This is a genomic window from Nocardiopsis sp. NPDC007018 (genome assembly GCF_040635075.1).
Classification (GTDB): domain Bacteria; phylum Actinomycetota; class Actinomycetes; order Streptosporangiales; family Streptosporangiaceae; genus Nocardiopsis.
Genome location: NZ_JBEYHA010000003.1, coordinates 192,329 through 200,347 on the forward strand (window position 1 = coordinate 192,329; position 8,019 = coordinate 200,347).

Annotated in this window: 6 protein-coding genes and 1 pseudogene; 3 read left to right on the forward strand and 4 right to left on the reverse strand. The window is 71.8% G+C overall.

Features of this window, described 5'->3' with window-relative positions:
* The 3 genes from ABZ635_RS02865 to ABZ635_RS02875 are packed head-to-tail and all read right to left on the reverse strand — an operon-like array spanning position 1 to position 3,975.
* Positions 1 to 504 (reverse strand): PH domain-containing protein, encoded by a 504-nt coding sequence (locus tag ABZ635_RS02865; RefSeq protein ID WP_357757870.1) that lies wholly within the window; start codon positions 502 to 504, stop codon positions 1 to 3.
* A gap of 21 nt (positions 505 to 525) precedes the next feature.
* The gene (locus ABZ635_RS02870) at positions 526 to 1,317 is read right to left on the reverse strand and encodes a biotin--[acetyl-CoA-carboxylase] ligase (protein WP_357757873.1); all 792 of its coding nucleotides are present in this window, start codon (positions 1,315 to 1,317) and stop codon (positions 526 to 528) included.
* Between the two features lie 12 nt (positions 1,318 to 1,329).
* The gene (locus tag ABZ635_RS02875; protein ID WP_357757875.1) at positions 1,330 to 3,975 is read right to left on the reverse strand and encodes a phosphoenolpyruvate carboxylase; all 2,646 of its coding nucleotides are present in this window, start codon (positions 3,973 to 3,975) and stop codon (positions 1,330 to 1,332) included.
* Positions 3,976 to 4,229: 254 nt separating this feature from the next.
* On the opposite strand from ABZ635_RS02875, the gene ABZ635_RS02880 reads away from it, so the two are divergent.
* The 3 genes from ABZ635_RS02880 to ABZ635_RS02890 all read left to right on the forward strand — a co-directional run bounded on the left by ABZ635_RS02880 (position 4,230) and on the right by ABZ635_RS02890 (position 7,901).
* On the forward strand, positions 4,230 to 5,840 hold the full coding sequence (locus ABZ635_RS02880) for an acyl-CoA carboxylase subunit beta (protein ID WP_357757877.1): 1,611 nt from the start codon (positions 4,230 to 4,232) through the stop codon (positions 5,838 to 5,840).
* Positions 5,837 to 6,070, forward strand: coding sequence for an acyl-CoA carboxylase subunit epsilon (locus ABZ635_RS02885; protein ID WP_357757880.1), 234 nt, complete (start codon positions 5,837 to 5,839; stop codon positions 6,068 to 6,070). The genes ABZ635_RS02880 and ABZ635_RS02885 overlap by 4 nt, the downstream gene beginning before the upstream one ends.
* A 70-nt stretch (positions 6,071 to 6,140) precedes the next feature.
* Positions 6,141 to 7,901: a biotin carboxylase N-terminal domain-containing protein gene (locus ABZ635_RS02890; protein ID WP_357757883.1), complete on the forward strand. Its 1,761-nt coding sequence runs from the start codon at positions 6,141 to 6,143 to the stop codon at positions 7,899 to 7,901.
* A gap of 32 nt (positions 7,902 to 7,933) precedes the next feature.
* Here the strand turns inward: ABZ635_RS02890 and ABZ635_RS02895 are convergent.
* Positions 7,934 to 8,002, reverse strand: a pseudogene (locus ABZ635_RS02895) (hypothetical protein); the annotation flags it as partial.
* Between the last annotated feature and the right edge of the window lie 17 nt (positions 8,003 to 8,019).

Below are 8,019 nucleotides of genomic sequence, written 5' to 3' on the forward strand. Positions count from 1 at the left end.
TCACCCGGTCGGCCTCTGGGCCGCGTTGACCTGGCGGTAGATCTCCGCCTGGAACCACTGGGGCCGGGGCACGCGCTGGAGGACCATGCCCTCCTGCTCGGACGCCGACTGGATGGACAACGTTCCGTACCGCATGATCCGTTCCCACAGGGAGATGCTGAAGGAGACGTCGTTGACCCTGGTGAGCGGCATGTCCCGGCCCTGCTTGGAGATGATGCCGTCCCGCATCATGAGGCGCCGGTTGGTGAGGATGTAGACGGTGGTCGCCCACTTGAGCATGGGGACGAACCAGAAGGTGAGGGCCGCGACGACACCGACCGCGACGACCACGCCGGCCGCGATCAGGCTCCAGTCCTCGTTCCAGGGGATGAAGAACAGGGCCGTGCCGACGACTCCGACGATGAGGAGGAGCGCGACGAACTCCCCGGCGAGGAGGGTCCAGTGCTGCCGAGCGACGTAGACGAGTTCTTCGTCATCGGAGAGATAACGGTCCGCGATAGCCATGAAAGTGATAATGGCACACGATCACACGCCAGGCCGGACGTGCACGACATCCCCGGCGCTCAGGGCCCGGTCGGCGACGAGGAGCCTCCCCTGGGAGTCGACCCCGGTGGCGGTGCCGTCGAGGAACGTCCCCCCGGGCAGGTGCACACGGACCGCGCGGCCCAGGGTGACGCACACCCCCCGGTACTCGTCGGCGAGGCCGCTGGCCTCGGCGTCGCCCCGGTGACGCGTCCACGCGGTGTAGCGCCGCCCGAACTCCTCCAGGACGGCCAGGAGCAGGGTCTCCCGGGGCACCTCGCTGGAGTGGGCCCGCAGCGAGGTGGCGGTCTCGACGGGGAGTTCGTCGGCGCTCTGGGAGACGTTCAGCCCCATGCCCACCACGACGCCCGGGTGCTCGGGGTCGGAGAAGTCGGCCTCCGCGAGGATTCCGGCGAGCTTGCCCTCCCCCACGAGGAGGTCGTTGGGCCACTTGAGCCGGGCCTCCAGGCCGGTGGTGGCCCGGACGGCGGCCACGGCGGCCACGCCCATGAGGGGCGGCACCCAGCCGAGCTGCCCGCCCGGCACGTCGGGCCGGGTGAGCACCGAGAAGGTCAGGGCGACGCGGGGCGGCGTGGTGAAGCCGCGCCCCAGCCTCCCCTTCCCCGCGGTCTGGTGCTCGGTGACCAGCACGCTCCCCTCGGGAGCCCCCTCTCGGGAGCGGGCGACCAGCTCGGTGTTGGTGGAACCGGCCTCGGGGAGCACCTCGACCCGCTGCCAGAGGCCCCCGGGCCGCAGGTCCGGGCCCAGGGGCGGGATGTCGTCGTCTCGGGTCATCGCACCATTACATCAGCCGGTGTTCTGGAGCCCCGCGGCCACACCGTTCACGGACAGCAGGAGCAGCCGTTCCAGGTGCTCGCCGTCCTCCTCCGACAGGGAGTCGGCCTCCTCGCCGCGCAGCGCCTCCAGGGCGCGGAGCTGGAGGTGGCTGAGCGCGTCCACGTAGGGGTTGCGCAGGTCCACGGCACGCGACAGGACCGCGCGGTTCTCCAGGAGGCGTTCGTGGCCGGTCACCCGCAGGACGAGTTCGCGGGTGAGGTCGTACTCCCGCAGGACGGTCTCGCTGAGCTCGGGCCGGCCGCCCAGGGCGAGGTAGCGCTCGGCGATGGTCCGGTCGGTCTTGGCCAGGCTCATCTCGGCGTTGTCCAGCAGTGAACCGAACATGGGCCACTCACGGTAGGCCGCCTGGAGCACGGGCAGGTCGGCAACGGCGGCCAGGCCGGTGCCGAGGCCGTACCAGCCGGGCAGGTTCACCCGGGTCTGGGTCCACGCGAACACCCACGGGATCGCCCTGAGGTCGCCCAGGCCCTTGGCGGCGCCCCGCCGGGAGGGGCGGGAGCCCAGACGGAGTTCGCCGAGCTCCTCCAGCGGGCTGACCCGCGAGAACCAGACCGCGAAGTCGTCGGTGTTGATGAGGGCGAGGTAGGCCTCCTGGGCGGCGGCCGCGACGGCGTCGGCGTGGTGCCGGTAGCGCTCGGCGGCCTCGCGCTCGTGCTCCTGGACGGCGTCGGTGGAGGCCATGAGGACGGCGTGGCCGACCTGTTCGATGTGGCGGCGGCCGATCGCGGCCTGGCCGTAGCGGGCGAAGATGACCTCCCCCTGCTCGGTGACCTTGAACCGGCCGTCGACGGAGCCGGGCGCCTGCGCGAGCAGGGCGCGGCTGGCCGGGCCGCCTCCCCGGCCGAGGGAGCCGCCCCGACCGTGGAACAGGGTGAGGCGGATGTCGTGCTCGCGGGCCCACGCGGACAACCGCGCCTGGGCGTCGTACAAACGCAGGGTGGCGCTGACCGGCCCCACGTCCTTGGCGGAGTCGCTGTAGCCGAGCATCACCTCCAGGCGGCGGTCGTTGTCGGCCAGTCGGCGGCGCACGGGCGGGAGGTCGAGCATCCCGGCGAGCACGCGGGGCGAAGCCTCCAGGTCGGCACCGGTCTCGAAGAGCGGGATGACGTCCAGGACCGGCACGCGCTTGGGCGGCAGGGCGTGCGTGGCGAGCTTGTGGACGGCCTCGACGTCCTCGGCGGAGCGGGTGAAGCTCACGATGTAGCGGCGGCAGGCCTCCACCCCGAACCGCTCCTGAATCCAGGAGATGGTCCGGATGGTGTCGAGAACCTCCTCGGTGCGCTCGGAGAGGGGACCGCCGGACTCGATCTCCTTGAGGGCGGCCGCGTGGACCTCGCTGTGCTGGCGGATCTCCAGCTCGGCCAGGTGGAAGCCGAACGTCTCGGCCTGCCAGACCAGGTGCTGGAGTTCGCCGTAGGCCTGGCGGGCCGCACCGGCGGCGGCGAGGGAGTCCTGGACCAGGCGCAGGTCGGCGAGGAACTCCCCGGGGTCCGCATAGGCGAGGTCGGCGTCGCGTTCGCGGGTGGCGCGCAGCCGCGCGGTGGCCAGCAGGAGGAGCTGGCGGTGGGGCTCGTTGGGCGAGCGCTGGCTGATCTCGCCCATGAGCGCGGGCTGCCCGGCCCTGGCCTCGGCGAGCGTGTCCAGGAGCACGGGGCCGGCGGGGGTGAGGTTGGAGTAGACGGTGAGGGAGCGGGCGATCCGGCCGCAGGCGGTCTCCAGGCCGCGCAGGACGTGCTCGGACTGGATGCTCATGGCCTCGCGGGTCACCTCGTGGGTGACGAAGGGGTTGCCGTCCCGGTCTCCGCCGATCCAGCTGCCGTACCGCACGAAGGGTGTGGCGCGGGGCGGCCGGGTGCCGGTGCCCTCGGGGTCGATGGCGGTGTCCAGGGTGCGGTACACCTGCGGGACGATCGCGAAGATCGTCTCGTCGAAGGCGGCCAGGGCCGTGCGCACCTCGTCCAACGGGTCGAGCTTGGTGTAGCGCAGCTGGGAGGTGCGCCACAGGAGGTCGATCTCCTCCAGGAGTCGGCGGTGCGCCTCGGCGGCGGCGCCGCTGCCCTCGTGGGCGGCGTGCCAGGCCTCCAGTTGGGAGCTGACGCGCAGGATGGAGGTGGAGACGGCGCGGCGCCGGGCCTCGGTGGGGTGGGCGGTGAGGACCGGGTGGAACTCCATGCCCTCGACCAGCTCGGTGAGGCGCTCCTCGCCGCCCTCGCTCTCGCGGATGGCGCGCACGGCGGCGGCCAGGGACTCGCGGGGCGGGTTGGCGGCGTCGTCGCGGGCGCGCAGGGCGCGCATGCGCTGGTGTTCCTCGGCGAGGTTGGCGAGGTGGAAGTAGACGGTGAAGGCACGGGCGACCTGCTTGGCGCGCTCCAGCGGCCAGGCGGCGACGATCCGGGTGATCTCGTCGGTCGTGACGGTGCCGTCGCGGGCCCCGATCACGGCGTGTCGGAGTTTCTCGACATCGGCGAGCAGGTCCGCGCCGCCGCTTTCGGCGAGGACCGTTCCGAGCATCTCGCCGAGCAGCTTGACGTCATTCCTGAGCTGTTCGGGGACTTCCTGGCGGGCACTGTCGCGTTCTGCGCTAACCGCTGTCATAGGGCCGACCCTACAGAGATCAGCCCCGGCGACCCGTGCTCGGGGGTCGGCTTTTCGGGGTTTTGCCCAGGCGTTAATCAGTGTTCCGATAACTGCGCAATTCACAATTACTCACGCTTTTCCGGGCGGCTTTTACACCCCGCGGACACCGGGCTCCGCTCCTCGACACCGGAGCCCCCGGGGACCACTCCTACTGACGAGTAACCCGGGCCGAGTGACGGCGAACCAGACCCCCGGAGCTAACCTGGGCTGTTATGGCCACCGAAGCCCCTGAACCGCTGTCCGCGGCTGAGATCGACATCCACACGACCGCGGGCAAGCTCGCCGACCTGCGACGGCGCAGGTACGAAGCCGTGCACGCCGGGTCCGAGCGCGCTGTCGAGAAGCAGCACGCCAAAGGCAAGATGACCGCACGCGAGCGGATCGACGCCCTCGTCGACCCCGGCTCCTTCGTCGAGTTCGACGCGCTGGCCCGGCACCGCTCCACCAACTTCGGCCTCGACGCCAACCGCCCCTACGGGGACGGTGTGGTCACCGGCCACGGCACCGTCGACGGCCGCCCCGTCGCGATCTTCAGCCAGGACGTCACCGTCTTCGGCGGATCGCTGGGCGAGGTCTACGGCGAGAAGATCTGCAAGGTCCTGGACCACGCCCTCACCAACGGCTACCCGGTCGTCGGCATCAACGAGGGCGGCGGGGCCCGCATCCAGGAGGGCGTGGTGGCGCTCGGCCTGTACGCCGAGATCTTCAAGCGCAACACCCACGCCTCCGGGGTCGTCCCGCAGATCTCCCTGATCATGGGCGCCACCGCGGGCGGGCACGTCTACTCCCCCGCCCTCACGGACTTCGTGGTCATGGTCGACGAGACCTCCCAGATGTTCATCACCGGCCCCGACGTCATCAAGACGGTCACCGGCGAGGACGTCTCCATGGAGGAGCTCGGCGGCGCCACCGCGCACTCCACCAAGTCGGGGGTGGCCCACTACCGGGGCGCCGACGAGCACGACGCCATCGACTACGTCCGTTCGCTGCTGTCGCACCTGCCGGACAACAACCTCGAAGAGGCGCCCCGCCTGGCCCCCGAGAACGACCCCGGAGACGAGCTCACCGAGACCGACCTCGCCCTGGACGCCTTCGTCCCGGACTCCGCCAACCAGCCCTACGACATGCGGCGGGTCATCGAGTCCGTCCTGGACGACGGCGACTTCCTGGAAGTCCACTCCCAGTTCGCCACCAACATCGTGGTGGGCTTCGGACGGGTCGACGGCCAGTCCGTGGGCATCGTCGCCAACCAGCCCATGAGCTTCGCGGGCTGCCTGGACATCGACGCCTCCGAGAAGGCGGCGCGCTTCGTGCGCACCTGCGACGCGTTCAATGTCCCCGTCCTCACCTTCGTCGACGTCCCCGGCTTCCTGCCCGGCACCGACCAGGAGTGGGACGGCATCATCCGCCGGGGCGCGAAACTGCTGTACGCCTACGCCGAGGCCACCGTCCCGCTGATCACCGTCATCACCCGCAAGGCCTTCGGCGGCGCCTACGACGTGATGGGCTCCAAGCACCTGGGCGCCGACGTCAACCTCGCCTGGCCCACCGCGCAGATCGCCGTCATGGGCGCGCAGGGGGCGGTCAACATCCTGCACCGCCGGACCCTGGCAGCCGCCGACGACGTCGAGTCCGAGCGGGCCCGGCTGGTCGGCGAGTACGAGGACACCCTGCTCAACCCGTACTCGGCGGCCGAGCGCGGCTACGTGGACGGGGTCATCCTGCCCTCCGAGACCCGCGTCCAGGTCACCAAGGCGCTGCGGGCCCTGCGCAACAAGCGCAAACAGCTGCCGCCCAAGAAGCACGGGAACATCCCGCTGTGAGCGCCCGCGAGAAGCCGACCCCGCCCCACCTGGTCGTCGTGCGCGGCGAGCCCACCGACGAGGAACTCGCCGCCCTCACCGCCGTGCTCGCCGCCCGCGCGGCGGCGGCCCGCGCCTCCGCCGGGGCGACCGTGCCCGAGCGGCCCGTCTCCGGCTGGCGGGACCGCGCGCGCGGCGTGCGCGCCCCGCTGCGCCCCGGCCCCGGCGCGTGGCGCCTCAGCACCAGGTGACCGCCGTCGTGCCCATCCCCGAGCGGTCGGCGTGTGACCCGCTCCGTGCTCCATCTGGAGGATTTCCACCGTGCGTAAAGTTCTGATCGCCAACCGAGGCGAGATCGCCGTGCGGATCGCCCGCGCCTGCCGCGACTCCGGCATCGCCAGCGTGGCCGTCTACGCCGAACCCGACCTGGACGCCCTGCACGTCAAGGTCGCCGAGGAGGCGCACAGCCTGGGCGGTTCCACCCCCGCCGACTCCTACCTGGACATCGGCAAGCTCCTGGCCGTCGCCGCCGCCACCGGCGCGGACGCCGTCCACCCCGGCTACGGGTTCCTGGCGGAGAACGCCGACTTCGCCCAGGCCGTGATCGACGCCGGGCTGACCTGGATCGGCCCGCCGCCGTCCGCGATCACCGCGCTCGGCGACAAGGTGCAGGCCCGCCACATCGCACAGAAGGTCGGCGCCCCGCTCGTCGCGGGCACCCCCGATCCGGTGGAGTCCGCCGACGAGGTCGTGGCCTTCGCCGAGGAGCACGGGCTGCCGATCGCCATCAAGGCCGCCTTCGGCGGCGGCGGCCGCGGTCTGAAGGTGGCGTACACCCTGGACGAGGTCGCCGACGCCTACGAGTCGGCGGTGCGCGAGGCGGTGACCGCGTTCGGTCGCGGCGAGTGCTTCGTGGAGCGCTACCTCGACAAGCCGCGCCACGTGGAGACCCAGTGCCTGGCCGACACCCACGGCAACGTCGTGGTCGTGTCCACGCGTGACTGCTCCCTCCAGCGCCGCCACCAGAAGCTGGTGGAGGAGGCGCCCGCCCCGTTCCTGTCCCCGGACCAGACGGACCGGCTGTACTCCGCCTCCAAGGCCATCCTGCGGGAGGCCGGGTACGTGGGCGCGGGCACCTGTGAGTTCCTCGTGGGAGTGGACGGCACCATCTCCTTCCTCGAGGTCAACACCCGGCTCCAGGTCGAGCACCCGGTCACCGAGGAGGTCACCGGCATCGACCTCGTCCGGGAGATGTTCCGCGTCGCCGACGGCGAGGAGCTCGGCTACGACGACCCCCCGGTGCGCGGGCACTCCTTCGAGTTCCGGATCAACGCCGAGGACCCGGGCCGGGGCTTCATGCCCGCGCCCGGCACCATCACCGCCCTGGACCTGCCCGGCGGGCCCGGTGTGCGCGTCGACACCGGCTGCGAGGCCGGGTTCACCGTGCCGCAGGCCTTCGACTCCATGGTCGCGAAGCTGATCGTCACCGGCCGCACCCGCACCGAGGCGCTCCAGCGCTCCCGGCGGGCGCTCGCCGAGTTCACGGTCGGAGGGATGCCCACGGTCATCCCCTTCCACCAGGCCGTCGTCACCGACCCGGCCTTCGCCCCCGCCGACCCCGACCAGCCGTTCGGCGTGTACACGCGGTGGATCGAGACCGAGTTCGAGAACAGCATCGAACCGTGGTCGGGTGAGCCCGGCACCGCCGACGCGCCCGAGCGGGAGACCGTGACCGTGGAGGTCGGCGGCAGGCGTCTCGACGTCGTCCTGCCCGCCTCACTGGGAACGGTCGCCGCCGCAGGGAACGACGGCGGGAGGCGCAGGCGCGCCTCCCGTGGCGGCGGCACGACCGCCGTTCCCGACGGCGACTCGCTGGTCTCACCGATGCAGGGCACCGTGGTCAAGATCGTGGCCCAAGAGGGCCAGCGCGTCGCCGAGGGAGAGACCGTGGTGGTCATCGAGGCCATGAAGATGGAGCAGCCGCTGACCGCCCACCGAGCCGGGGTCGTGACCAGCCTCAAGGTCACCCCCGGCGAGACCGTCGGCAACGGCGCCGTGGTCTGCGACATCAAGGACGCCTGATCCTGCCGCGCCTCTGTGCCAAGCGGCACCCCCGACCAGCGGCGGTTGTCCACCCACATGCGCAGCGCGAAGAAGGTCTCCGAGGTGGAGTCGGGCCGCACCCCCTCCGTGTCCAGGT